Source organism: Streptomyces sp. NPDC017991 (assembly GCF_044328075.1).
Classification (GTDB): Bacteria; Actinomycetota; Actinomycetes; order Streptomycetales; family Streptomycetaceae; genus Streptomyces.
In genome coordinates this window covers 305,153-328,017 of the sequence record NZ_JBIRGP010000007.1, presented here as the reverse complement: position 1 = coordinate 328,017, position 22,865 = coordinate 305,153, and the positions used below count along the sequence as shown (strand labels likewise).

The 22,865-nt window shown below is 71.3% G+C and carries 19 protein-coding genes and 1 tRNA gene; 12 read left to right on the top strand and 8 right to left on the bottom strand.

The genetic code is table 11. The features are described 5' to 3' along the window. On the top strand, nt 1–879 hold the full coding sequence (locus ACH4DZ_RS22555) for a peptidoglycan-binding protein (protein ID WP_398289041.1): 879 nt from the start codon (nt 1–3) through the stop codon (nt 877–879). A gap of 349 nt (nt 880–1,228) precedes the next feature. Here ACH4DZ_RS22555 and ACH4DZ_RS22550 read toward each other — a convergent pair whose 3' ends face one another. The 3 genes from ACH4DZ_RS22550 to ACH4DZ_RS22540 form a co-directional block, all read right to left on the bottom strand. Beyond that, nucleotides 1,229–2,641 carry a M1 family metallopeptidase gene (locus tag ACH4DZ_RS22550; protein ID WP_398289226.1) on the bottom strand — a complete coding sequence of 471 codons (1,413 nt, stop codon included), beginning with the start codon at nt 2,639–2,641 and terminating at the stop codon, nt 1,229–1,231. Nucleotides 2,642–2,712: 71 nt separating this feature from the next. Further along, nucleotides 2,713–6,630: a Pls/PosA family non-ribosomal peptide synthetase gene (locus ACH4DZ_RS22545; protein ID WP_398289040.1), complete on the bottom strand. Its 3,918-nt coding sequence runs from the start codon at nt 6,628–6,630 to the stop codon at nt 2,713–2,715. 357 nt (nt 6,631–6,987) lie between these two features. Then, the gene (locus ACH4DZ_RS22540) at nt 6,988–7,080 is read right to left on the bottom strand and encodes a CxxxxCH/CxxCH domain-containing protein (RefSeq protein ID WP_398289039.1); all 93 of its coding nucleotides are present in this window, start codon (nt 7,078–7,080) and stop codon (nt 6,988–6,990) included. 295 nt (nt 7,081–7,375) lie between these two features. On the opposite strand from ACH4DZ_RS22540, the gene ACH4DZ_RS22535 reads away from it, so the two are divergent. Next, nucleotides 7,376–8,071, top strand: coding sequence for a hypothetical protein (locus ACH4DZ_RS22535; protein WP_398289038.1), 696 nt, complete (start codon nt 7,376–7,378; stop codon nt 8,069–8,071). Between the two features lie 98 nt (nt 8,072–8,169). Here the strand turns inward: ACH4DZ_RS22535 and ACH4DZ_RS22530 are convergent. Continuing rightward, a tRNA-Leu gene (locus ACH4DZ_RS22530) sits at nt 8,170–8,257 on the bottom strand. Nucleotides 8,258–8,487: 230 nt separating this feature from the next. Between ACH4DZ_RS22530 and ACH4DZ_RS22525 the strand changes: the two genes are divergently transcribed. From ACH4DZ_RS22525 to ACH4DZ_RS22515, 3 genes are all read left to right on the top strand, one after another. Continuing rightward, on the top strand, nt 8,488–9,813 hold the full coding sequence (locus ACH4DZ_RS22525; RefSeq protein ID WP_398289037.1) for a M20/M25/M40 family metallo-hydrolase: 1,326 nt from the start codon (nt 8,488–8,490) through the stop codon (nt 9,811–9,813). Nucleotides 9,814–9,969: 156 nt separating this feature from the next. Further along, a complete protein-coding gene (gene chpH / locus ACH4DZ_RS22520) occupies nt 9,970–10,203 on the top strand; it encodes a chaplin ChpH (RefSeq protein ID WP_107021063.1) in 234 nt (77 codons plus the stop codon). A 180-nt stretch (nt 10,204–10,383) separates the two neighbouring features. Further along, on the top strand, nt 10,384–11,271 hold the full coding sequence (locus ACH4DZ_RS22515; RefSeq protein ID WP_398289036.1) for a chaplin: 888 nt from the start codon (nt 10,384–10,386) through the stop codon (nt 11,269–11,271). A 74-nt stretch (nt 11,272–11,345) separates the two neighbouring features. On the opposite strand, the gene ACH4DZ_RS22510 is transcribed toward ACH4DZ_RS22515, so the two are convergent. Continuing rightward, nucleotides 11,346–11,534 (bottom strand): DUF5703 family protein, encoded by a 189-nt coding sequence (locus tag ACH4DZ_RS22510; RefSeq protein WP_107021061.1) that lies wholly within the window; start codon nt 11,532–11,534, stop codon nt 11,346–11,348. Nucleotides 11,535–11,581: 47 nt separating this feature from the next. Here ACH4DZ_RS22510 and ACH4DZ_RS22505 point away from each other — a divergent pair, with 47 nt between their 5' ends. Further along, on the top strand, nt 11,582–12,325 hold the full coding sequence (locus ACH4DZ_RS22505; protein ID WP_398289035.1) for a hypothetical protein: 744 nt from the start codon (nt 11,582–11,584) through the stop codon (nt 12,323–12,325). 105 nt (nt 12,326–12,430) lie between these two features. Here the strand turns inward: ACH4DZ_RS22505 and ACH4DZ_RS22500 are convergent, their stop codons facing one another. Both ACH4DZ_RS22500 and ACH4DZ_RS22495 read right to left on the bottom strand, forming a co-directional pair. Continuing rightward, complete coding sequence (locus ACH4DZ_RS22500; RefSeq protein WP_398289034.1) at nt 12,431–14,833, bottom strand: helix-hairpin-helix domain-containing protein; 2,403 nt, start codon at nt 14,831–14,833, stop codon at nt 12,431–12,433. Then, a complete protein-coding gene (locus tag ACH4DZ_RS22495) occupies nt 14,830–15,813 on the bottom strand; it encodes an aldo/keto reductase (RefSeq protein ID WP_398289033.1) in 984 nt (327 codons plus the stop codon). The genes ACH4DZ_RS22500 and ACH4DZ_RS22495 overlap by 4 nt, the downstream gene beginning before the upstream one ends. A gap of 151 nt (nt 15,814–15,964) precedes the next feature. Between ACH4DZ_RS22495 and ACH4DZ_RS22490 the strand changes: the two genes are divergently transcribed. Then, nucleotides 15,965–17,020 (top strand): LLM class F420-dependent oxidoreductase, encoded by a 1,056-nt coding sequence (locus ACH4DZ_RS22490; RefSeq protein ID WP_398289032.1) that lies wholly within the window; start codon nt 15,965–15,967, stop codon nt 17,018–17,020. Between the two features lie 260 nt (nt 17,021–17,280). Then, nucleotides 17,281–18,069 (top strand): ferritin-like domain-containing protein, encoded by a 789-nt coding sequence (locus ACH4DZ_RS22485; protein WP_398289031.1) that lies wholly within the window; start codon nt 17,281–17,283, stop codon nt 18,067–18,069. Nucleotides 18,070–18,194: 125 nt separating this feature from the next. Here ACH4DZ_RS22485 and corA read toward each other — a convergent pair whose 3' ends face one another. Next, complete coding sequence (corA, locus tag ACH4DZ_RS22480; protein WP_398289030.1) at nt 18,195–19,193, bottom strand: magnesium/cobalt transporter CorA; 999 nt, start codon at nt 19,191–19,193, stop codon at nt 18,195–18,197. Between the two features lie 62 nt (nt 19,194–19,255). On the opposite strand from corA, the gene ACH4DZ_RS22475 reads away from it, so the two are divergent. The 4 genes from ACH4DZ_RS22475 to mshC all read left to right on the top strand — a co-directional run bounded on the left by ACH4DZ_RS22475 (nt 19,256) and on the right by mshC (nt 22,801). Next, nucleotides 19,256–19,942, top strand: coding sequence for a histidine phosphatase family protein (locus ACH4DZ_RS22475; RefSeq protein ID WP_398289029.1), 687 nt, complete (start codon nt 19,256–19,258; stop codon nt 19,940–19,942). Nucleotides 19,943–20,045: 103 nt separating this feature from the next. Beyond that, nucleotides 20,046–20,636, top strand: coding sequence for a DUF3090 domain-containing protein (locus ACH4DZ_RS22470; protein ID WP_398289028.1), 591 nt, complete (start codon nt 20,046–20,048; stop codon nt 20,634–20,636). Beyond that, on the top strand, nt 20,600–21,472 hold the full coding sequence (locus ACH4DZ_RS22465; RefSeq protein WP_398289027.1) for an SCO1664 family protein: 873 nt from the start codon (nt 20,600–20,602) through the stop codon (nt 21,470–21,472). The genes ACH4DZ_RS22470 and ACH4DZ_RS22465 overlap by 37 nt, the downstream gene beginning before the upstream one ends. A gap of 99 nt (nt 21,473–21,571) precedes the next feature. After that, complete coding sequence (gene mshC / locus ACH4DZ_RS22460) at nt 21,572–22,801, top strand: cysteine--1-D-myo-inosityl 2-amino-2-deoxy-alpha-D-glucopyranoside ligase (RefSeq protein WP_398289026.1); 1,230 nt, start codon at nt 21,572–21,574, stop codon at nt 22,799–22,801. Nucleotides 22,802–22,865: the final 64 nt, after the last annotated feature.

The following is a 22,865-nucleotide window of genomic DNA, read 5'->3' as shown; positions in this document are numbered from 1 at the left end:
ATGGCCACGCCACTGACCGCGTCCAAACTCTTGGAGATCCTGCGCGCGGAGGGCCTGACGGTCCACGAGATCCGCAACTGGCGCAGCCACAACCGCAACAGCAAGGGCGCCTGGGGCCCCATGAACGGTGTGATGATCCACCACACCGTCACCTCCGGCATCGCCGCCTCGGTCCGCATCTGCTACGACGGCTATGCGAGCCTGCCCGGCCCCCTGTGTCACGGGGTCATCGACAAGAAGGGCCATGTCCACCTGGTCGGCAACGGCCGCGCCAACCACGCGGGCCTGGGCGACGGAGACGTCCTGAGAGCCGTCGTCAACGAGACCGGTCTCCCGCCCGACAACGAGGCGGACACCGACGGCAACCGTCACTTCTACGGCTTCGAGTGCATCAACCTCGGCAACGGCAAGGACCCGTGGCCCGAGGTCCAGAAGGAGGCCATCGAGAAGGTCTCGGCCGCGATCTGCCGCGCCCACGGCTGGAGCGAGCGGTCCGTGATCGGCCACAAGGAGTGGCAGCCCGGCAAGATCGACCCGCGCGGCTTCACGATGGACAGCATGCGCACCCGCATAGCGGCCCGCCTGAAGGGCAAACCCACCACTCCCAAGCCCCCCACGACGCCCCCGAAACCGTCGTACGTCCCCTTCCCGGGCAGCGCCTTCTTCCACATAGGCCAGAAGTCCGCCGTCATCACAGCGATGGGCCGCCGCCTGGTGGCCGAGGGCTGCGGCCGCTACGAATCCGGCCCGAGCCCCGACTGGACGGAAGCGGACCGCAAGTCCTACGCGGCCTGGCAACAGAAACAAGGCTTCAAGGGCAAGGACGCGGACGGCATCCCAGGCAAGAAAACCTGGGACACCCTAAAGGTCCCCCGCTAGCCCCCACAAGGGGCGCGAGAAACGGCGCGCGCAACCACAAAGCTCCCGCAGCTCAAATCACCGCCCACCCCCCGCCCCTCAGGGGCGCGGGGAACGCCGCAACAAGCCACGACGCTCCCGCAGGTCACAAATACCGCCACCCCCGCCTTTCAGGGGCGCGGGGAACGGCGCGACAAGCCACGACGCTCCCGCAGGTCACAAATACCGCCACCCCCGCCTTTCAGGGGCGCGGGGAACGGCGCGACAAGCCACGACGCTCCCGCACGTCACAAATACCGTCACCCCCACCTCCTAGGGGCGCGGGGAACTGCGCGACCAGCCACAACGGACCCGCACCATCCCGCCCCCGCTACCCCCCGCTCGGCGGATAAGAGGGCCGTTCAGGAATGGCCACCCCCGGCGAGGGCAACACCGGCAACGCCCCCTCGAAGACCCACGCGGCAAACAGCTCATCCAACGGCTCAGCCGCATACCGAGCCACATGCGCAACAAACGCGGCAGTAGTAACAGCCCCACCCCGATGCACGGAAACCCACCCCCGCAACATCCGGAAGAACGCTTCATCCCCCAACGCACACCGCACGGCGTGCAACACCAACCCGCCCCGCTCATAGAGCCGGTCGTCGAACATCAGCTTCCGCCCAGGATCGGCCAGCCGAAGATCCTGCGGCTTCCCGGCCAGCCCCCGATGCGCGATCCCGGCCAGGGCCTGCGCGCTACGCCCACCCGACCGCTCGGACCACAACCACTCCGCGTACTTCGCGAACCCCTCGTTCAGCCAGATGTGCCGCCAGTCGGCGATGCTCACACTGTTCCCGAACCACTGGTGCGCCAACTCGTGCGCGACCAGCCGCTCGGACCCCCGCCCCCCGTCCACATGGTTCGCTCCGAACAGCGAGAGCCCCTGCGCCTCCACGGGCACATCGAGCTCCTCCTCGGTGACCACGACCGCGTACTCACCGAACGGATAAGGCCCGAACAGCTCCTCGAAGAGCGTCATCATCGCGGGCTGCCGCGCGAAGTCCCGCGAGAACTCGGTGAGCAGCCGCGCCGGAATGTGCCCCGACTGCGGCACCCCGCCGAGCCCCGGGTCACCGAGCAGCACGGTCTGGTACTTGCCGATGGAGAGCCCGACCAGATAACTGGACGTCGGCGCCGCCTGCTCGTACACCCACGTGGTCGTGGACGCCTTGGGCGTACGCGTCAGCAGCCGCCCGCCCGCCACCACCGAGTACGCCGACGGCGTGGTCACGGCGATCTGGTACGAGGCCTTGTCGGCGGGCCGGTCGTTGCACGGGTACCAGGACGGCGCCCCCACCGGCTGGCTCGCCACCAGCGCCCCGTCCTCCAGTTCCTCCCAGCCGATCCCGCCCCACGGACTGCGGACCGGCTTGGGATTGCCCGACCAGTGGATCTCCACGGTGAACGCGGCCCCGGCGCGGATCGCCTTACCCGGGCGGATCCGCAGCCGGCCGCCCCGGTGGGTGTAGTGCTGGGCCCGCCCGTCGACCCGGACCCGTCCGATCCGGAAGTCGGCGAGGTTCAGCTGGAACTCGGCGAGCGGCGACCGGCCCGCTATGGCGTTCAGGCGCGCGGTGCCGGACAGCCGGTTGGGTCCCGGACGGTAGTCCAGGGCGAGTTCGTACCGGTGCACCCGGTAACGGGGATCACCGTTCGCCGGGAAGTACGGATCCGCTCCCGCTGTCTGCTGAACCACTGAAGTATCTGCTCCCTGCGCTGTGCTCGTACGGCATGCCGACATCGCCTCCCGGGCGCCGTACGAGCCGCGTCCAGGAACGCGACGCGGGAACACGTCGTCCGGGAACGCCACGCCTAGGAACGCCACGCCTCGATCGGATTGCCCAGCCAGCGGGTGTCGTCAGGAACGGATTCCGCCGCCATGACGAGGGACGCGGGTCCCAGTGTGCTGCGCGCCCCGACGGTGCTGCCGGGCAGAACGATTCCGCCCGGACCCAGGGTGGCGCCCTCACGGAGGACCACAGTATCCGTCCTCAAGATCCGGTCGTGGAAGAGGTGGGTCTGCAGGACACAGCCGCGGTTGACCGTCGCCGCGTCCTCCAGCGTCACCAGGTCCGTCTCGGGCAGCCAGTAGCTCTCCACCCACACACCCCTGCCGATATGGGCGCCGAGGCCGCGGAGCCACAGGTTCATGACGGGAGTACCCGGCACCGACCCGGCCAACCACGGCACGGCGACGACCTCGACGAAGGTGTCGGCCAGCTCGTTGCGCCACACGAAACCGCTCCACAGCGGGTGCTCACCGGCGCGGTGACGCCCCACGAGCAGCCACTTCGCGACCACGGACAGCAGCCCCGCCGCGGCCCCGGCACCCAGCAGCACCAGCCCGGCGAGCGCCCAGGCCCACGCCCCCAGCGCGCTCAGCGCCGCCACCGTCAGCACGGCGAGCGCCGCCGAGCAGAAGACGGGCACCATCCGGCACAGCTCGACGAGCCCGCGCGCCCACAGCAGCCGCACGGGCGGGTCGTACGTCAGACTCTGGTCGCCGCCCCGCGTGGAGCGGGGCAGTCTGACCGGCGGCAGCCCCAGGTAGGAACTGCCCTTCTTGGCCTTCTTCGGCGTCGCGGACAGCACCCCGACCAGACCGCCGTCCGGCACCGAGCGGCCGGGTCCGGTCATCCCGGAGTTCCCGAGGAAGGCCCGGCGCCCGATCTCGGCGCGTCCGATCCGCATCCAGCCACCGCCGAGTTCGTACGGCGCGGTCAGCGTGTCGTCGGCCAGGAACGCGCCCTCGCCGACCGTCGTCAGGCTGGGCAGCGCGAGGACCGTCGACACCTCGGCGCCCCGCCCGATCCGCATCCCGAGCAGCCGCAGCCACACCGGCGTGACGAGTCCCGCGTACAGCGGGAACAGCGTCTCCCGGGAGCGGTCCATCAGCTGGGTGCCCGTCCAGGCCTGCCAGCCGATCCTGCTGTGCGTCGGATGCGTACCGGGCCGCAGCCCGAGGCTGAGCAGCCGTACGGCGATCAGCAGGAGCAGCGCGAACGCGAGACCGAAGGCGAGCGTCGCCGGCACCAGCGCCACGGCGGCGCCCCGCAGCGCGTCGACGAGCCCGGCGTCCGGCGCGACGAAGGCGCCCACCACGAGCAGCGCGGCAAGCCCGGCGACCACCGGCAGCATCGTCAGCGCGAACCCGGCCGCCCCGTACATCACCCGCCAGTACGTGCCCTTGCGGGGGCGCTCCTTGGGCCAGTCCCGCTTGGCCTTGCCGAGCTTGGCCGCGGGCGCGCCGGCCCACCGCTGACCGGTCGGGACGTGCCCGACGACGGCGGAACCGGGGGCCACCTCGGCCCGCTTGCCGACGCGGGCGCCGGGGAAGAGGATGCTGCGGGTGCCGACCACGGCGTGCGCGCCGACCTTGACCGTGCCGATCTCCAACCGGTCGCCGTCCAGCCAGTGCCCCGACAGATCGACCTCGGACTCCACGGCGGCACCACGACCGAGCTTCAGCAGACCGGTCACGGGCGGCAGCGAGTGCAGATCGACGTCGGGCCCGACCTTGCCGCCCAGCGCCCGCGCGTACCGCTCCAGCCAGGACCCGGTCAGTGAGGTCGCCCCGCTGAACTCGGTGAGCCGCTCGGCCGTCCACAGCCGCAGGTGCACACTCCCGCCGCGCGGATACCGCCCCGGCGTCACGTTCCTCAGCAGCAGCCGTGCGCCGCCGGCCCCGATCGCGAGCCGTCCGGGCGGGCTGAAGAGCAAGGCGGCCAGCGGTCCGACGAGCCACCAGGAGGCGGTCGGCGCCCACGGGTACGCCCCGAACCAGTGCAGCGCGTTGCCGAGCGCGGTCAGCGCCACGGTCCAGCGCAGTCCGAGCAGCGCGAACAGCGGGATGAGCACCAGCAGCTGCACGACCTTGGCCCGGAGCGGCACCGGCGCGATCAGCCGCTCGGCACCATCACCCTGCGCGGACTTCTCCAGATGCCGGGCCAGCTTCCGCAGGACCGGCTGCTGGTAGATGTCGAGCACGGCGGCGCTCGGGTAGCGGGTGCGCAGCCGTGTGGTGAGCAGGGCGGCGGCGAGACTCCCGCCGCCGATCGCGAAGAAGTCCTCCCGGGCGGAACCCACCGGGATGCCCAGCACCTCGCTCCACTGCTCGGCGAGCCACGCCTCGGTCCCGTAGAGCTGCTCGGTGGGTCCGCCGGTCTCCAGGTTCTCCAGCGGCCAGGGCAGCGCGTCCCGGTCGACCTTGCCGGACGTACGGGTCGGCAGCTCGGGCACGAGCGCGATCAGCGGGACGAGGGCGGCGGGCAACTCGGCGCGCAGCCGCGTGACGGCCGCCGCATGATCCCAGCCACTGTCCTGGCTTCCGTCTTCCCGGAGACGCTCCTGCACCTCGTCCTGGAGCACGACATAACCGACGAGGAGCTGGTTCCCGCCGCGCGCGGTCCGTACGGCGGCGGCGGCGCCCGCGACGCCGGGCAGCCCCTGGAGCGCGGTGTCCACCTCGCCCAGCTCGATCCGGCGCCCGCCGAGCTTGATCTGCTCATCGGCCCGCCCGAGGAAGATCAGCCCCTCCGGCTCCGCCTTGACCAGGTCACCGCTGCGGTACGCGCGCTCCCAGCCGAGCGATTCGAGCGGGGCGTACTTTTCGGCGTCCTTCTCGGGATCGAGATAACGGGCGAGCCCCACGCCCCCGATCACGAGCTGCCCACTGCCACCCATGGGCACGGGGTTTCCCGCCTCGTCGACGACGGCCAGCTCCCAGCCGTCCAGCGGCAGCCCGATCCTGATCGGCTCCTCGCCGGTCATGAGCGAGGCACAGGCGACGACGGTGGCCTCGGTGGGCCCGTAGGTGTTCCACACCTCACGCCCCTCGGTGACCAGGCGCTGCACCAGCTCGGGCGGGCAGGCCTCACCGCCGAAGATCAGCAGCCGTACCTCGTTGAGGGCCTCCGGCTCCCACAGGGCGGCCAGCGTGGGCACGGTGGAGACGACGGTGATCTCCTGCTCGACGAGCCAGGGCCCGAGGTCGGCGCCGCTGCGCACCTGGGAGCGCGGTACCGGCACCAGACAGGCTCCGTACCGCCATGCCAGCCACATCTCCTCGCAGGAGGCGTCGAAGGCGACGGAGAGCCCGGCCATGACCCGGTCACCGGGCCCGACGGGGTCCTCGGTGAGGAAGAGACCGGCCTCGGCGTCCACGAAGGCGGCGGCACTGCGGTGTGTGACGGCCACACCCTTGGGCCTGCCGGTCGAACCGGAGGTGAAGATGATCCACGCGTCGTGCCCGACCCCGGGCCGCGAGGCGGGCACCTGACTCCGCCCCTCGACGGTCAGCTCGTGCCCGGCTCCCACCACGGCCCGTACATCCGCCTCCCCGAAGACCAGCTCGGCCCGCTCGTCGGGGTCCTCGGCGTCCACCGGCACATAGGCGGCCCCGGCGGCGAGAACAGCGAGAACGGCGACGTACAGCTCATTGGTGCCGGACGGCACACGCACGCCGACACGGTCCCCGAGGCCGACGCCCGCGTCACCCAACCGCCGCCGCAACGCCTCTACCTCCACGGCCAGGGCACGGTAGGTGAGGGACTGACGGCCGTCATCGAGGGCGGGCTCGTCGGGGTACGCGCGAACGGAGGCGTCGAGGATGTCGACGAGCGTGCGCGGTGAAGGTGCGGAGGCTGCGGAGAAACGCGCCCGGTCGCCGAACTCGGCCCGTACTTCGTCGTCGGACAACTGGAACGCGGGGCCATGCTGGAGGGCTGCCATCGGGTCCTCACATGTCGTACCCGGATGCACCGGGGGAGCAGGCGGGCCCGCAGGTATGCCTGGGGATATTCCACTCGGCTCCGAACAAGCGTGGAATTTTAGTACGACGCTAGCCCCAGCCTCGCGCCACAGCGACGCGAACGGGCCCGTACGGACCCCTCGGACCGGCCCCGCACCTCGCTGACATGGCCTTATGTCACCTTGACGAGATCTACCCCACACAGGACGGAAACACGCTGCTGAACTGTCGCCGACCCTCGTCGGGGCGCGTGCCCGTCACCTCGATCCGGACGACGTCCGGACCGGCGACGAGGCGCGAGGCGCATCCGCATCCCACGGGGGCCGTGCTGCTGCACATCAAATAAAACACGTGACCCACCTAGGAACAGGGTTCACCGGATGCGTGTCAAAGGGGCCTGGCCAATGGCATGCAACGGCCTCACACTGCATTCAAGGAATGTCGTCGGGATGTCACGCAAGGGGCGGTAGGTGTCTTATGGAGCTGCTATTCGCCAAGGATCCCCGAGAGTACGGGCGCAGGTGGGTCATCTGGCACTTGATGAGCGAGATATGGCGAATGCAAGAGAAGTTGCCGCCGAGCGACACGGGGACAGAAGAGGACGGTAGTCGGAAGAATCACGCTCGCAACGAGGCGCTCGCTGCGGCGCTGGCTCTGACGGCGACGTACCCCCGTCCAACTGGTCCACGCGTCCCGCTGAGCCCGGAGCAGCGGCACCTCTTGGTCATGCTGAGGCTGCTCAGCGCGTTGATCCCGGAGGCCTGTCAGCTCGCTCCGGAGTCGTCCGGGCCTACCGCCGTGCGATACCGGTTGCCTGTGCCACCCGCTGCCGGCACACCGTCCGAAACCAACCTCGACCTCGCAGGCCTGGCGGCCCCGCGCTCGATGTTCGACGGTCTTCTGACGCTCGCCACAGGCGTCGCGCAGGTAATGACCGGATTCCACACCGCGGGCGGTATCGCGGCAATGCTGCACGGCGCTTTCCGAATGGCGGATCCCGATTCGTCGCTCACGCGGATCGCGGACGCGTGCCGTAAAGCACTGACCCCCGACCTCACGGCGATACAGGAAAGCGTCAAGGCGATGGCTCCGCTTCCCGACAATGACCGCGGCGGACTCCGCGACGCCTTGTGCGAGGCCACGCGTCAGATCACCGGGGTCGAGGTCGGTGCGCTGAAACACCAGCTGTTCCTGCCCGGCCCCGGGGCCGACCAGCCCGCGTCTCCTTGCCGCACACCCGAAGCCCGCGACGGAAGAACCATGGACGCACCCGCGGCTGCCGGCACATCTCGCGACGCAAGCATCGATCAGTGCGCAGGGCCCGCCGGGTGTGGCGACGAGGTGAGGGGGCCCACGGCGGAAGAGATAGCCGAGTGCAAACGCGAGCATCCGTGCCGCACGCTCAGGGGCCCTGGCCTATGAGCCGGCCCAGTGCACGGACGGGCTGACGCGGTGGTCGTGAGGTTGCTCGTGGCATGGACCGGGAATGCAGAAGACCCCACGCGAAGTGGGGTCTCAGCTGGTGTCCGAGGGGGGACTTGAACCCCCACGCCCGATAAAGGGCACTAGCACCTCAAGCTAGCGCGTCTGCCATTCCGCCACCCGGACAAGGTGTCTGTCGCGCGGGGTTCCCCTCGCGGCGACGAAGGAAACATTACCAGGCTTTGGAGAGCCCCCGATCACCGGCCGATCGCCCGTGGATCGCTCGTGGATCGCCGGCCGGCGGGCGTGAACGGCGTGTGACGGGCGTGGTCCGGCCTTGGGCGGGGAGGACCGGGGAGAGAGGATGAGAGGGAAGGACGTGGGTGACCACCAGGAGTGACAGTGGGAGGAAGCACGTGAGCGAGCAGGACACGGCCAAGGGCATCAAGGGTGAGGACGAGGTCGTCGACCTCTGCCGCGAGCTGATCCGCATCGACACCAGCAACTACGGCGACCACTCCGGTCCGGGTGAGCGCAAGGCCGCCGAGTACGTCGCGGAGAAGCTCGCCGAGGTGGGTCTCGAACCGCAGATCTTCGAGTCGCACACGGGCCGCGCCTCCACGGTGGTCAGGATCGAGGGCGAGGACCGCTCGCGGCCCGGCCTGCTCATCCACGGCCACACCGACGTCGTACCGGCGAACGCCCAGGACTGGACCCACCACCCGTTCTCCGGCGAGATCGCCGACGGCTGTGTGTGGGGCCGTGGCGCGGTCGACATGAAGGACATGGACGCGATGACCCTCGCGGTCGTACGCGAGCGGGTGCGCAGCGGCCGCAAGCCTCCCCGCGACCTCGTGCTGGCCTTCCTGGCCGACGAGGAGGCGGGCGGCAAGTTCGGCGCCAAGCACCTCGTCACCAAGCACCCCGACCTCTTCGAGGGCGTGACGGAGGCGATCGGCGAGGTCGGCGGCTTCTCGTTCACGGTTAACGAGAACCTGCGGCTGTACCTGGTGGAGACCGCCCAGAAGGGCATGCACTGGATGAAGCTCACCGTGGACGGCACCGCCGGGCACGGCTCGATGATCCACAAGGACAACGCGATCACCGAGCTGTCGGAGGCGGTCGGGCGGCTCGGGCGGCACAAGTTCCCGGTGCGCGTGACGAAGACGCTGCGGCACTTCCTGGACGAGCTCGGCGACGCCCTCGGCACCGAGCTGGACCCGGAAAACATGGACGCGACGCTGGCCAAGCTCGGCGGCATCGCCAAGCTCATCGGAGCCTCGCTCCAGAACACCGCCAACCCGACCCAGCTGGGCGCGGGCTACAAGGTGAACGTCATCCCGGGCCAGGCCACCGCCCACGTAGACGCCCGCTACCTGCCGGGTTACGAGGAGGAGTTCCTCGCCGACCTGGACCGGATCCTCGGCCCGAACGTGAAGCGCGAGGACGTGCACGCGGACAAGGCCCTGGAGACCACCTTCGACGGGGCCCTCGTGGACGCCATGCAGACCGCCCTGATCGCCGAGGACCCGATCGCGCGGGCCGTCCCGTACATGCTCTCCGCCGGCACGGACGCCAAGTCCTTCGACGACCTCGGCATCCGCTGCTTCGGCTTCGCCCCGCTGAAGCTCCCGCCGGAGCTGGACTTCGCCGGGATGTTCCACGGCGTCGACGAGCGGGTGCCGGTCGACGCCCTGAAGTTCGGCGTGCGGGTGCTCGACCGTTTCATCGAAGCGTCCTGAGATAACCCGCTGAAACGACACTCCAATAATCGCCAGCGCGTACGGAGCCGACTGAGAAGAGTGAATGCGCTCATAAGCTCGTAGCCCTATTACTCCCTCCTCGTTACTGCTGATGTGATCCGCGGCTGGGATCACATTTGCCTACTAGGAGGAATAATGATCAAGAAGATCGTCGCCGCTGCGGCTGCCACGGGTGGCCTCGTTCTCGCCGGTGCGGGTCTTGCGGTTGCCGACGCCGGTGCGCAGGGTGCCGCTGTCGGCTCCCCGGGCGTGCTCTCGGGCAACGTCGTCCAGGCGCCCATCCACATCCCGGTGAACGTCTGCGGCAACACGGTCTCCGTGATCGGGCTGCTGAACCCCGCCTTCGGCAACACCTGCACCAACGTCTGACGCCGGGCTCAACGCCTGACGTCGTGCTCACCTCATGAGGACCTGCGTTCCATGAAGGTCTGAAGCCATGAGGGTCCGAGTCCGCGGCCCCGGAGTGCGCGCCATGCGCTCCGGGGCCGCCGACATTCCGTATACCGCAATACCACGCACCACACGGTTTATAAGGGGCAGGGAAAAGCTATGCGACAGGTCACCCGCAAAGGCCTGATGACGGTGGCGGCGGCAACCGGTGTCCTAGCGGCCACCGGCGGTTACGCGCACGCCGACTCGGGGGCGCACGGCACCGCTTCGGGCTCCCCGGGCGTACTCTCCGGCAACTCGGTACAGGCGCCGGTGCACGCGCCGGTCAACGTCTGCGGCAACACCGTGAACGTGGTCGGCGTGCTCAACCCGGCCGTCGGCAACAAGTGCTCCAACAAGGGGGCCGGCAAGGGCAGGGGCTCCGGTCACCACGGGCACGGCGGCTCGGGTGGTGGAGCCGGATCGCACGCCGGGGGGCACACCGGCGACTCGTCCGGAGTGGGCTCCGGCAACCATGTGCAGGTCCCGGTGGACGTACCGGTGAACGTCTGCGGCAACAGCGTCTCCGTCGCCGGGGTCGGCAACTCGGCCGCGGGCAACGCCTGCGGGAACACCGGTCGCGGCGGCGGTCACGGGTCCACGTCTCCGGGGCACGGGGGGTCGCACACGCCGGGCAAGCCGGGACAGCCGGGGCACCCAGGCGATCAGGGCGCGCCGGGAGGGCCGGGAGGGCCGGGCAAGCCCGGGGGGTCGGGCGACTCGGACGGTTCCCACGGCTCCGACGGTTCCGACGGTTCCGACGGTTCGGGTCGGCCCGGTACGTCGGGGAACGGCAACCAGGGCGGCTCGCATACGAACGCCTCGCACGCCAACGCGAACGCCTCGGACGCGAACGCTTTGGGCGCCCAGGCCGCCGGCCGTTCCGACGGTTCCGCGCACCTCGCGCAGACCGGCGCCGGCGTGCCGCTCGGCCTCGCGCTGCCCGTGGGCGCGGGCACGCTGCTGGCGGGCGCCGTGCTCTACCGCAAGGCACGCGCCTCGGCGTGAGCGACTGATCCCGATCAGGTCGCACGGAGTGGGTCCCGCAGGTGCGGGGCCCACTCCGTTTCAGCCGTCCCGCGTCACCAGGTGGCCCGCACCTGGCGGATGATCCGTCGGCGCAGCCGCACTCTGCGGCTGCCGTCGGTATGCAGGCTGAGGCGGTCCAGCTCCCAGTGTCCGTACTCCGCGTGGTCCGTCAGCAGGCGTGCCGCTTCCTTGCGGGAGACCCCGCGCGGCACATACACGTTGACAAATTCGTATTCCGGCATCGCATCTATTGTGCGTGCGGAGGCCCGGTACGGATAGCGTCTGCACTATGTCTGATGCTGCGCAGCCCACCGCTGCCGAGGTACGCGCCGCCGCCGAGGCGGTCAAGACCGCGCTCGACCGCCACCTGGCGGCGGTCGAGCGCAGGTCGGGTGAGGACGACCCGGCCGTCTACGAGGCGTTCAACGAGTTGGCGGCGGCCGCCGAGGAGTACGACGAGCTTCTCTACGACCGCTACGACGAGGTCACCCCTTTCGAGATCCCTGGCTCCGACGACGCCCTGCCGCCGTACACCGGGCCGGAGGAGCCCAACGCGCTGAGCGTGCTGATCCGCCGGGACTACGCGGTGGTGGAGCCGCAGCGGCTGCTGGCGCAGGCCCAGCGGGTCGAGGCGGTGGAGGAGTCCGGGGCGGTGACGGCGGGCTTCGACGCCGCGTCCGGGACCGTGCACGGCGCGCTCGGTGTCCTCTTCGGGGAGTTCGAGCCCGACGAGATCGCCTCCCGGCACAAGGAGTTCGGCCTGGAGGAGGGCGACTCGACGCTGTGGGTGACCGCCTCGGACGAGCCGGCCGAGGCGGGTGAGTGGCTGGAAGCCCCGTTCGAGCAGGCCGAGACCCACCAGGTGGTGTGCCGTTTCGACGTCAGCGCGGTCTTCGACGACGACGCCGATGACGGCATCGACGACCTCGACGACATCGAGGACGAGGTGACGGACACCGTCGAGCCGGAACTGGAGGGCACCCTCGACGAGGCGGAGGCGGAGGACCTGCGGTCGCGCAACGCGGATCGCTGACGGCCCGGCCGCACTCCGGCAGCCCGCTCCACTCCGATGGTGGCGGTCACCGGCCCCGCAAGGGCCCGGTGACCGCCACCATCGCGTTCGGGGAGCTGGGCGGGCTCAGGCCGACGGGGGGATCTGGGCCGTGATCAGGGTCGGCAGCCTCGTCGTGCGGGGCTTCGCGGGGATCTCCGCCACCGCGCGCGGCAGCGCCTGGTCCACGCCGTGGACCACGGAGAGGTGTCGGTCGGCGCGGCCGAAGGCCGTGTAGACCCAGGGCCTGGAGAGCGCCTGCGCCGCGTCGCCCGGCAGCACCACCACCGCGGCGGGCCAGCGGACCCCGACGGCCTGATGGGCGGTGAGCGCCCATCCGTGCCGCACGGTCTGCTCCACCCGCTCCTTCGGTACGACGACGGGGACGCCCGCGCACTCCAGGTGCAGCCCGGCGGCGTCGGCCGTCACCACCTGGCCCAGGACGGCACGGCCCGGCGTCGCGGAGTACGCGACCCGGTCGCCCGGGTCGAAACCGCCGAAGCGGCCGGGGCCCGGGTTGAGCCGCTCCTTCAGTGCCGCGTTGAGGACACGCGTGCCCGCCGCGCCGCCGTGGCCCGGAGTGATCACCTGGGTCTGCTCGGCGGGGATGCCGATCGCGCGCGGCACCGAGTCGGCGACCAGCTGCACGGTGCGGTGGACCGCCTCCCCGGCGTCACGCACCGGGATGATCACCACTTCCTTGCCGGGGGCCTCGACCTGGTTCAGCTCGCCGATGCCGATGCCCGAGACCAGTTCACCGACGGGACCCGGATCCGGGGTCCGCGAGGCGATCTGCGGGCACACCCGCGCGGCGAGCAGATCCGCGAACACCCGCCCGGGCCCCGCCGACCACAGCACCCCGGGGTCCCCGCTCAGCACGAGCCGGGACCCGTCGGGCAGCGACTCGGCGAGCATCGCCGCGCTCTCGACGTCGAGCTGCGGCGCGTCCAGCACCACCAGGAGGTCGGTACGGAGCATGCCGTCGCGGTCGCGCCCCGGGCCCTCCTCGCCGGAGAGCAGACCGGCGACGGTGGCCACCACGGTGGGCGACGGCTCCGCGGGCGACGGCTCCGTGGCCGGGGCCGCGTCCCGCGTCTCCCGCGCGCCCGCGCCGGCGAGCAGTGCGGCGAAGCGGCGGCGGCCGTCCGGGTGGTGGGCGGCGGCGCACACCCTGAGGCCGAGGGACAGGGCCGCCGCCACCAGGGACGCGGGCTCCGCGCGGGACGCCTCGCCGCCGGTGTGCAGGACCAGGCCGTGGCCCGCGACCGCCCGGATCAGCCCGGCGGCCGAGCCGGTCGCGACCGGCTCCCAGGCCGCGGCCGCGCCGTCCTCCTTGGGCAGGGAGTTGACCACCCGGGCCAGCCCGTCGGCGAGGCTCTCCTCGGCGAGCGCGTACCGCTCCAGGCCGATGAGGACGCGCACCGGACGTGCCTCCTCGGCCTCCTCACCGTCCTCGCCCGCCGCACCGTCCTGGGCGTCCTCCTCGGACCGCCGGGGAGCCGGTGGCGTGCTGCCGGGCTCGTCCAGCGCGTCCTGGAAGACCAGGGCGTCGCCCTCGGCCAGCGCGCTCTGCACGGCCGCGTCCGGGTCGGGCACCGAGCGCTGCGCGAGCGCGGCGTGCAGGGCCGCGGCCTCCAGGGCGGTGTGCCCCACCAGCGCGGCCTGTTCGAGGAGCCACACGGTGACCGCGCGGCCCCGCCGTTCGTCGTCCGGACCGCATTCCGCGCCGAGCAGGGCCCTGGCGAACCCGTCGGCCTGCTCGGGACGCACGCCCGCCACACGGAGCAGCTGCCAGGGGTCCTCGCGCAGCTGCCCGTCCGCTCCCTCGCCGAGGGTGGCGGCGGTCTGCGGCGCCAGCGCCTCCGGGGCGCCGCCCCGGGCGAGCACGGTACGGACCGCCTCGACGGACTCGGAGGCCATCGACGCCGGGACGCCGGACGATACGGGTTGCGGGCGGCGCGCCGGCTCCTGCGCGACCCTGCGCGGGGTGGGCTCCGGCCCGCTGAACACGCTCGCCGAGGGCTTCTCGCCGCTCTCCACCGCCCGGACGGCCGCGAGGAGATCGGCGGCCTTTCCGCTCAGTGCCGTGCCGGCCAGGACCGGCCCTTCCTTCTCCGCCTTCCGCCGCTCGATCCGCTCCCGCAGCTCCCGCTGCGCGGCCAGCTCGGCCTCGGCCTCGGACAACTGGACCGCACCCTCGGCGGCGCCCTCGCCGGGACCACCGGTGCCCTCGGCGGTGCTGTCGGCGGCCCCACCGTCCGCGCCGGCGTCCCCGTCGAGAGGGCCGGCTCCGCCCGGAGAGCCCTCCGCGGTGTCCGCCGGGGAGCCCTCGGCCGCGTCCGCCGCGCCCCCCTCACCCGTGTCCGGCGAGGCGCCCCCGCGGCCCTCGGTGCCGGGCTGATCCCCTGCGCCGGGCATCCCGGACTCGGGACCGGCGTCCGGCGTCCCCGGCTCGTCCTTCTCCGCGGCGGCGGACGGCTCCGTGGTCACAGCGTGCTCCAGTTGTGATCGGGATAGTGGTGCACGGGCGCCGACACGTCGTCGAGCGCCCGGCAGATCTCGTCAGGAAGACTAAGGGTCTCCACTGACAACGCGGCCGTGAGCTGCAGCGCGTTGCGCGCGCCGATGATCGGGGCGGCCACCCCGGGCCGGTCACGGACCCAGGCGAGCGCCACCTGCAGCGGCGTCACCGCCAGGCCGTCCGCCGCCGTCGCCACCGCGTCCACGACGCGGCTCGCCGCGTCGTCCAGATACGGCGCGACGAACGCCGCCAGCTGCTCCGAGGCACCCCGTGAGTCCGAGGGCGTCGCGTGCCGGTACTTGCCCGTCAGGACTCCCCGGCCCAGCGGGGAGGACGGCAGGAGCCCGATGCCCAGGTCCAGGGCGGCGGGCAGCACCTCGCGCTCGACACCGCGCTGCAGCAGCGAGTACTCCATCTGCGTACTGGCCAGGCGTGTGCGTGTCCCGGGGGCCGCGAGCTGCCAGGTCGCCGCCTTCGCGAGCTGCCAGCCGCAGAAGTTGGACACCCCGGCGTACCGGGCCCGGCCGCTGCTGACAGCGATGTCGAGGGCCTGCAGGGTCTCCTCCAGCGGCGCGCCCGGATCGTAGGCGTGGACCTGCCACAGGTCCACATGGTCCGTGCCGAGCCGGGCCAGCGAGGCGTCGAGGGCGGACAGCAGGTGTCCCCGCGAGCCGTCAAAACGCCGTTCCGGGTCGGGCACGCTGCCCGCCTTGGTGGATATGACGAGGTCCCGGCGGGGCACCAGCGCGTCCATGAGCTGTCCGAGCAGATACTCGGCCTCCCCGTCCCCGTACACGTCGGCCGTGTCGACGAGGGTGCCGCCCGCCTCCCAGAACGCCTTCAACAGGTCCGCGGCGTCGTGTTCGTCGGTGTCCCTGCCCCAGGTGAGGGTGCCGAGCCCGATGCGGGACACGCGCAGGCCGGTACGGCCGAGATGCCTCTGCTCCATGGGGGCTGAGATTACTGGCCACGGGTCGACGCGTGGGAAGCCTGTGGACAACCTTCGTCACATGATCCGCAACGCTGTCCCTGCCGTTCGGCCCGGCAGCGCGCTAGGGTGCCGGACAAGGGACGTTACTGATCAGTAAGGGGAATCGGCCATGCAGCTCGGGATCAACCTCGGCTACTGGGGTGCCGGAATGGACGCGGACAACCTCGCCGTGGCCAAGGAGGCCGACCGCCTCGGGTACGCGGTCTGCTGGGCCGCCGAGGCGTACGGATCGGACGCGGCCACCGTGCTGAGCTGGGTCGCCGCCCAGACCGAGCGCATGGACGTCGGGTCGGCCATCTTCCAGATCCCGGCACGCCAGCCCACGATGACCGCGATGACCGCGGCCACCCTGGACTCGCTCTCCGGCGGCCGTTTCCGCCTCGGCCTCGGCGTCTCGGGACCGCAGGTCTCCGAGGGCTGGTACGGCGTCAAGTTCGACAAACCGCTGGCCCGCACCCGCGAGTACGTCGAGATCGTGCGCAAGGCGATGACCCGCGAACGCCTGTCGTACGAGGGCGCGCACTGGACACTGCCGCTGCCGGGCGGCCCGGGCAAGCCGCTCAAGCTGACCGTGCACCCGGAGCGCGAGCACATCCCGCTCTACATCGCCGCGATCGGCCCGAAGAACCTGGAGCAGACCGGCGAGATCGCCGACGGCGCCCTGCTGATCTTCCCGTCCGCGGACCACCTGGAGGACACCGCGATCAGGCACCTGCGCGCGGGCCGCGAGAAGGCCGGCCTGACCATGGACGGCTTCGACGTCTGTCCGACGGTGCCGCTCGCGCTCGGCGAGGACAAGGACGTGCCCGCGCTGGCCGACATGTTCCGCCCGTACACCGCGCTCTACGTGGGCGGCATGGGCAGCCGCAAGCAGAACTTCTACAACCAGCTCGCCCAGCGCATGGGCTACGAGCAGGAGGCCGCCGAGATCCAGGACAAGTACCTGGCCGGCGACAAGGAGGGCGCGGCGGCGGCCATCCCGCACCAGCTCATCGACCAGACCACGCTGCTCGGTTCCGTGGAGCGCATCGCGGACCGTATGAAGGCCTACGCGGCCGCGGGTGTCACCACGCTCACGCTGGCCCCGGCGGGCTTCACCCTGGACGAGCGGATCGCCGCGCTGCGGGCCGGTACCGACGCCGCGGAGCGGGCCGGAGTCGCGTAGCCACGCTCGACGGGACCGGGGAGTTCCGCGGGACGGGAGAGTTCTACGGCCGTGGTGGGGGCTCGGGGGGTCTTCCCCGCCACGGCCGTCACGGAGAACAACGCGCGACGGCCCGCTCGGTTACGCGCCCGGCATTGCCTTCGCGTCCACCGTTCAGCGGATTTGTCCGACACAGATGTTGCCGCACCTCTGGCTGCCCATTTGACTCGTTCTTTGCGGACTCCCGCAGGAGGTGGGAGTCGCGCGTGGAGGTGGCAGTCATGCTTTCGGCCAAGAGTCTTTTCCAGGAGATCATCGACAACGACGAGTCCTTCCGGCTCTTCTGCTCCATCGCCGCCAGCGGGGAGACACAGGGAGGCTGGGAGAACGCGCGGATCGCGGCCCTCGTACCGGAGGCCGAGCGCGCGCTCGCACCCAAGATCACCCGGCACGGCGCGGACGAGGACAAGCACGGCCGGATCTTCAACGCCCTCATGAAGAAGCGAGGTCTCACGCCGGTCGGGATCCCGCCCGAGACCGACTACACGATGCTCCTGGAGAAGAACGGCATCGGCCTCACGCACGACAAGCTCAAGCGTGACGAACCGCTCACCGTGCGGGACATCGTCACCTACCTGTCCCACAGCAGGGTCACGGAGCAGCGTGCCGCGGACCAGATGGTGATGCTCCGCAAGGACTTCGGGGACCATCCGGAGATCGGCAGGGCCGTACGGATGATCTCCGACGACGAGGACAACCACCTCGCGTACTGCCACGAGGAACTGCTGCGCTTCGCCCGGGCGGGCCACGGCCGGACCATCCAGCGGACACTGCGCGAGTGCGCGCTGGCCGAGGCCGGCGTGTACCGGGACGTCAGTCTCGCGGTGATGGCCCACATGGGACGCGTCCTCGGCTGGTCCCGGCCCAAGGCGGCGCTGCTCGCCACGGGCATCCGCGCCATGTACGCGTACGAGCGGACGGTCGGCTGGCGGCGGATGGTCTCCCTGACCATGCCGGAGCGGCGCGACGCCCTGGGCGGACCGGCGACGGCGGCACCCGGATACGCCTGACGGCCCACCAGCCACCGCCCACCGTCGCCCACCGAGACCGTCCACCACGCGCGCGTGGCGCCTCGTACGCGTCACGCGCGCGTGGAGCCCGTCGAAGGCCCGGCCGCGCCCCCGGCCGCGACCCGCTACAGCCACCCCCGCCGCTTGAAGAGCCGGAACAGCAGCACCTCCAGGACCACCATGATCAAAATGACCGCCGGGTAGGCCCAGAGCCAGCGCAGCTCCGGCATGTGCTCGAAGTTCATGCCGTAGATCCCCGCGATCATCGTGGGGACCGCGGCCATGGCCGCCCACGAGGAGATCTTCCGCATGTCGTCGTTCTGCCGCACGCTCATCTGCGCCAGGTGCGCCGACAGGACGTCCGAGACCAGCCGGTCCAGGGACTCCACCGACTCGTTGACGCGGGTCAGATGGTCGTTGACGTCCCGGAAGAACGGATGGGCCTTGTCGTCGACGAACGGCACCGCGGGGCCGACCACACCGGCGCCCGCCAGGCGGTTCAACGGGACCGACAGGGGCCCGGTGGCCCTGCGGAACTCCTGGATCTGCCGCTTGAAGGTGTAGATCCGGGACGCGGTGTGCCGGGAGCCGCCGTCGTTCGGCGAGAACACCTCCGCCTCCAGCTCCTCCAGGTCGGTCTGCAGCTCGGTCGCCACCTCCAGGTAGTGGTCGACGGTGGCGTCGGCGATCGCGTAGAGCACCGCCGTGGGACCGAGACGCATCATCTCCGGGTCCTTCTCCAGCCGGCCGCGCACCGACTTCAGGGGCGAGCCCTCGCCGTGCCGCACGGTCACCACGAAGGAGTCGCCCAGGAAGATCATGAGCTCGCCGGACGACACGGTGTCGCTGTCCGGCTCGTACGTCACCGGCTTGAGGACCGCGAACAGCGAGTCGTCGTAGACCTCCAGCTTGGGGCGCTGATGCGCCTTGAGGGCGTCCTCGACGGCCAGCTCGTGCAGCCCGAACTCGTCCGTGACGAGATCGAACTCCTGCTCCGTCGGCTCGTGCAGCCCTATCCATACGAAGGCGTTCCCGTACGCACGTGCCGCGGCCAGCGAGTCGGACAGGTCCTCCGGGCCCTCGGTCCGGTGCCCGTCCCGGTAGATGGCACAGTCCACGATCACAGAGCGAATTCTCCTGTCACTGATTCTCCGGCGCACTTGATGGGGCGCCTACGCTGGGCCGCATGCCCACCTTGATCCTCGTCCGGCACGGACGCTCCACCGCCAACACCGCGGGACTCCTCGCCGGATGGACACCCGGCGTCGCCCTCGACGAGCGCGGCAACGCGCAGGCGGCGGCGCTGCCCGGACGCCTCGCGGAAGTGCCGCTCGCCGAAATAGTCAGCAGCCCCCTCCAGCGCTGCCAGGAAACGATTCAGCCGCTCCTCGACGCCCGTCCCGCCCTGACGGCCCACTCCGACGAGCGCATCGGGGAGTGCCACTACGGAGACTGGTCCGGGCGCAAGCTCGCCGAGCTGTCGGGCGAGCCGCTGATGGAGGTCGTGCAGGCGCACCCCTCCGCCGCCGCGTTCCCGGGCGGTGAGTCCATGCGCGCGATGCAGACCCGGGCCGCCGAGGCGGTACGGGAGTGGAACGCGCGCGTGGAGCGCGATCACGGCAGCGACGCCGTCTATCTCATGTGCTCGCACGGCGACATCATCAAGTCGCTCGTGGCCGACGCACTCGGTCTTCATCTGGACCTCTTCCAGCGGATCTCCGTAGAACCGTGTTCCATCACCGCGATCCGTTACACACGACTGCGGCCATTTCTCGTACGCCTCGGGGACACCGGTGATCTCGCCTCCCTGGCGCCACGCGAGGAGCCGTCCGGCGGCGACGCCGCGGTCGGGGGCGGTGCGGGCGCACCGTGATCGTCGGCCGCAGTAGGGTGATGCGGTCGAAGCAGCGCAGCAGTTGTCAGCGGCAGACGCAAGTGACCGCAGAAGCAGTCGATCGATCCAATGGAGACAGGACGTGTCCCGTCAGGTGTTCCTCTACGACCCGCCGGACCGTTTCGTAGCCGGTACGGTCGGGCTGCCAGGGCGCCGTACCTTCTTCCTGCAGGCCTCCTCCGGCCCCCGGGTGACCAGCGTTGCCCTGGAGAAGACGCAGGTCGCGGCGCTCGCCGAACGGATGGACGAGCTTCTCGACGAGGTCGTACGGCGCACCGGCGGCATCGCCCCCGTCCCCGTGATGGCCCCGACGGTGGTCTCCGACACCGCCCCGCTCGAAACGCCCGTCGAGGAGGAGTTCCGGGTCGGCACCATGGCCCTCGCCTGGGACGGCGACGAGCAGCGCATGATCGTCGAGGCGCAGGCGCTCGTGGAACTGGACGCCGACTCCGAGGAGGACCTCGCCGCCGCCGAGGAGGAGCTTCTCCAGGACGAGGAGAACGGGCCGCCGATGCTGCGCGTCCGCCTCACCGGCGCGCAGGCCCGCGCCTTCGCCAAACGCGCCCTCGAAGTCGTCAACGCCGGCCGGCCGCCCTGCCCGCTGTGCAGTCTCCCGCTCGACCCGGAAGGACACGTATGTCCGCGCCAGAACGGATACCGCCGCGAGGCGTGACCACGGCCGACCTGCTCACCCGGGGTGAGCTGACCGTCCGCGGCCGCATCCGTGAGGCCTCGAACGCGGTACTGCTCTGCGACGTGTCGTACGAGGGGCGCGAGGCGTCCTGCGTCTACAAACCGGTCGCCGGCGAGCGGCCGCTGTGGGACTTCCCCGACGGCACCCTCGCCCAGCGGGAGGTCGCGGCCTACGAGGTGTCCGAGGCCACCGGCTGGGGGCTCGTCCCGACCACCGTGCTGCGCGACGGCCCGTACGGCCGGGGCATGTGCCAGCTGTGGATCGAGCCGCCGGACGATGAACCGGGCGGCGGCCACGACGCCGACGGCGACGACAGCGACGAAGGCATCGGCGGAGGCGCCGGGCTGCTCGCGCTCGTCGACGCCGAGGAGCCGGGCGAGGGCTGGAAGGCCGTCGGCCTGGCCGAGGTCGGCGAGGGGCGCACCGCCCTGCTCGTGCACGCCGACGACGAACGGCTGCGCCGGCTCGCCGTCCTCGACGCGGTGATCAACAACGCGGACCGCAAGGGCGGGCACCTGCTGCCCACCTCCGGGGGACGGCTGTACGGAATCGATCACGGCGTCACCTTCAACGCCGAGAACAAGCTGCGGACGCTGCTGTGGGGCTGGGCGGGGGAGAAGCTCACCCCCGAGGCCGTCGAGGCCCTGGAACGGCTCAGGGACGCCCTGGAAGGGCCGCTGGGCGTACGGCTGGGGGAACTGATCACCGAGGCCGAACTGGACGCCACACGCGCCCGTGTGGCCGGTCTGCTCGCCTCCGGACGGCACCCGGAGCCCTCGGGGGACTGGCCCGCGATCCCGTGGCCACCCGTATAGCCCGGACGCATACTTCGAGGCCGCGCGCAAGAACGCCTGTCCGGCCATCTGCCCTGGTCCGGTTCGTATACGGAACATCCGTCCGGTTAGGGTCAGGGTATGCATGCCTGGCCCGCTTCCGAGGTCCCCGCCCTGCCCGGCAAGGGCCGCGACCTCAGAGTCCACGACACCGCGACCGGTGGTCCTGTGACCCTCGACCCCGGTCCCGTCGCCCGAATCTACGTCTGCGGCATCACTCCGTACGACGCGACCCACATCGGTCACGCGGCGACCTACAACGCGTTCGACCTCGTACAGCGCGTGTGGCTCGACACCAAGCGGCAGGTTCACTACGTCCAGAACGTGACGGACGTCGACGACCCTCTGCTGGAGCGCGCCGCGCGGGACAACGTCGACTGGGTCTCCCTCGCCGAGCAGGAGACCACCCTCTTCCGCGAGGACATGACCGCCCTGCGGATGCTGCCCCCGAGGCACTACATCGGCGCGGTCGAGGCCATACCCGGGATCGTCCCGCTGGTCGAACGGCTGCGGGACTCCGGTGCCGCCTACGAACTGGAAGGTGACGTCTACTTCTCCGTGGAGGCGGATCCGCACTTCGGCGGGGTGGCCAACCTCGACGCGGCGGCCATGCGGCTGCTGTCCGCCGAGCGCGGCGGCGACCCGGACCGTCCGGGCAAGAAGAACCCGCTCGACCCGATGCTGTGGATGGCGGCCCGCGAGGGCGAGCCCAGCTGGGACGGCGGTTCGCTCGGCCGGGGACGGCCCGGTTGGCACATCGAGTGCGTCGCGATCGCGCTCGACCACCTGGGGATGGGCTTCGACGTCCAGGGCGGCGGCTCGGACCTCGCCTTCCCGCACCACGAGATGGGCGCCTCCCACGCACAGGCGCTGACCGGCGAGTTCCCCATGGCCAAAGCGTACGTGCACGCCGGCATGGTCGGGCTCGACGGCCAGAAGATGTCCAAGTCCAGGGGCAACCTCGTCTTCGTGTCCACGCTCCGCCGCGAGGGTGTCGACCCGGCGGCCATCCGGCTCGCCCTGCTCTCGCACCACTACCGGGCCGACTGGGAGTGGACCGACCAGGTGCTCCAGGACGCCCTCGCGCGCCTGGAGCGCTGGCGGGCGGCCGTGTCGCGGCCCGACGGCCCGTCGGCCGAGGCGCTCGTCGACGAGATCCGCGAGGCCCTCGCGAACGACCTGGACGCGCCGGCCGCCCTCGCGGCCGTCGACCGCTGGGCCGCGCTCCAGGCGGAGCGCGGCGGTAGGGACGAGGGCGCCCCCGGCATCGTCTCCCGTGCGGTGGACGCGCTGATGGGCGTGGCTCTCTAGAGGCATCCGGAAGCCTTCGAAGAGCGGGCGCAGGAACAACGCCGGGCGCCGGACGGGTCGTCGC

Excerpts from the sequence above, each read along its gene's own strand:
- ACH4DZ_RS22540 (WP_398289039.1), bottom strand. The coding sequence starts at position 7,080 with ATGCAGTGTGAGGCCGTTGCATGCCATTGGCCAGGCCCCTTTGACACG.
- ACH4DZ_RS22465 (WP_398289027.1), top strand. The coding sequence starts at position 20,600 with ATGTCCGCGCCAGAACGGATACCGCCGCGAGGCGTGACCACGGCCGAC.
- chpH (WP_107021063.1), top strand. The coding sequence starts at position 9,970 with ATGATCAAGAAGATCGTCGCCGCTGCGGCTGCCACGGGTGGCCTCGTT.
- ACH4DZ_RS22490 (WP_398289032.1), top strand. The coding sequence starts at position 15,965 with ATGCAGCTCGGGATCAACCTCGGCTACTGGGGTGCCGGAATGGACGCG.
- ACH4DZ_RS22475 (WP_398289029.1), top strand. The coding sequence starts at position 19,256 with ATGCCCACCTTGATCCTCGTCCGGCACGGACGCTCCACCGCCAACACC.
- ACH4DZ_RS22515 (WP_398289036.1), top strand. The coding sequence starts at position 10,384 with ATGCGACAGGTCACCCGCAAAGGCCTGATGACGGTGGCGGCGGCAACC.
- ACH4DZ_RS22545 (WP_398289040.1), bottom strand. The coding sequence starts at position 6,630 with ATGGCAGCCCTCCAGCATGGCCCCGCGTTCCAGTTGTCCGACGACGAA.
- ACH4DZ_RS22485 (WP_398289031.1), top strand. The coding sequence starts at position 17,281 with ATGCTTTCGGCCAAGAGTCTTTTCCAGGAGATCATCGACAACGACGAG.
- ACH4DZ_RS22505 (WP_398289035.1), top strand. The coding sequence starts at position 11,582 with ATGTCTGATGCTGCGCAGCCCACCGCTGCCGAGGTACGCGCCGCCGCC.
- mshC (WP_398289026.1), top strand. The coding sequence starts at position 21,572 with ATGCATGCCTGGCCCGCTTCCGAGGTCCCCGCCCTGCCCGGCAAGGGC.
- ACH4DZ_RS22555 (WP_398289041.1), top strand. The coding sequence starts at position 1 with ATGGCCACGCCACTGACCGCGTCCAAACTCTTGGAGATCCTGCGCGCG.
- ACH4DZ_RS22550 (WP_398289226.1), bottom strand. The coding sequence starts at position 2,641 with ATGTCGGCATGCCGTACGAGCACAGCGCAGGGAGCAGATACTTCAGTG.
- ACH4DZ_RS22535 (WP_398289038.1), top strand. The coding sequence starts at position 7,376 with ATGCTGAGGCTGCTCAGCGCGTTGATCCCGGAGGCCTGTCAGCTCGCT.
- ACH4DZ_RS22510 (WP_107021061.1), bottom strand. The coding sequence starts at position 11,534 with ATGCCGGAATACGAATTTGTCAACGTGTATGTGCCGCGCGGGGTCTCC.
- ACH4DZ_RS22495 (WP_398289033.1), bottom strand. The coding sequence starts at position 15,813 with ATGGAGCAGAGGCATCTCGGCCGTACCGGCCTGCGCGTGTCCCGCATC.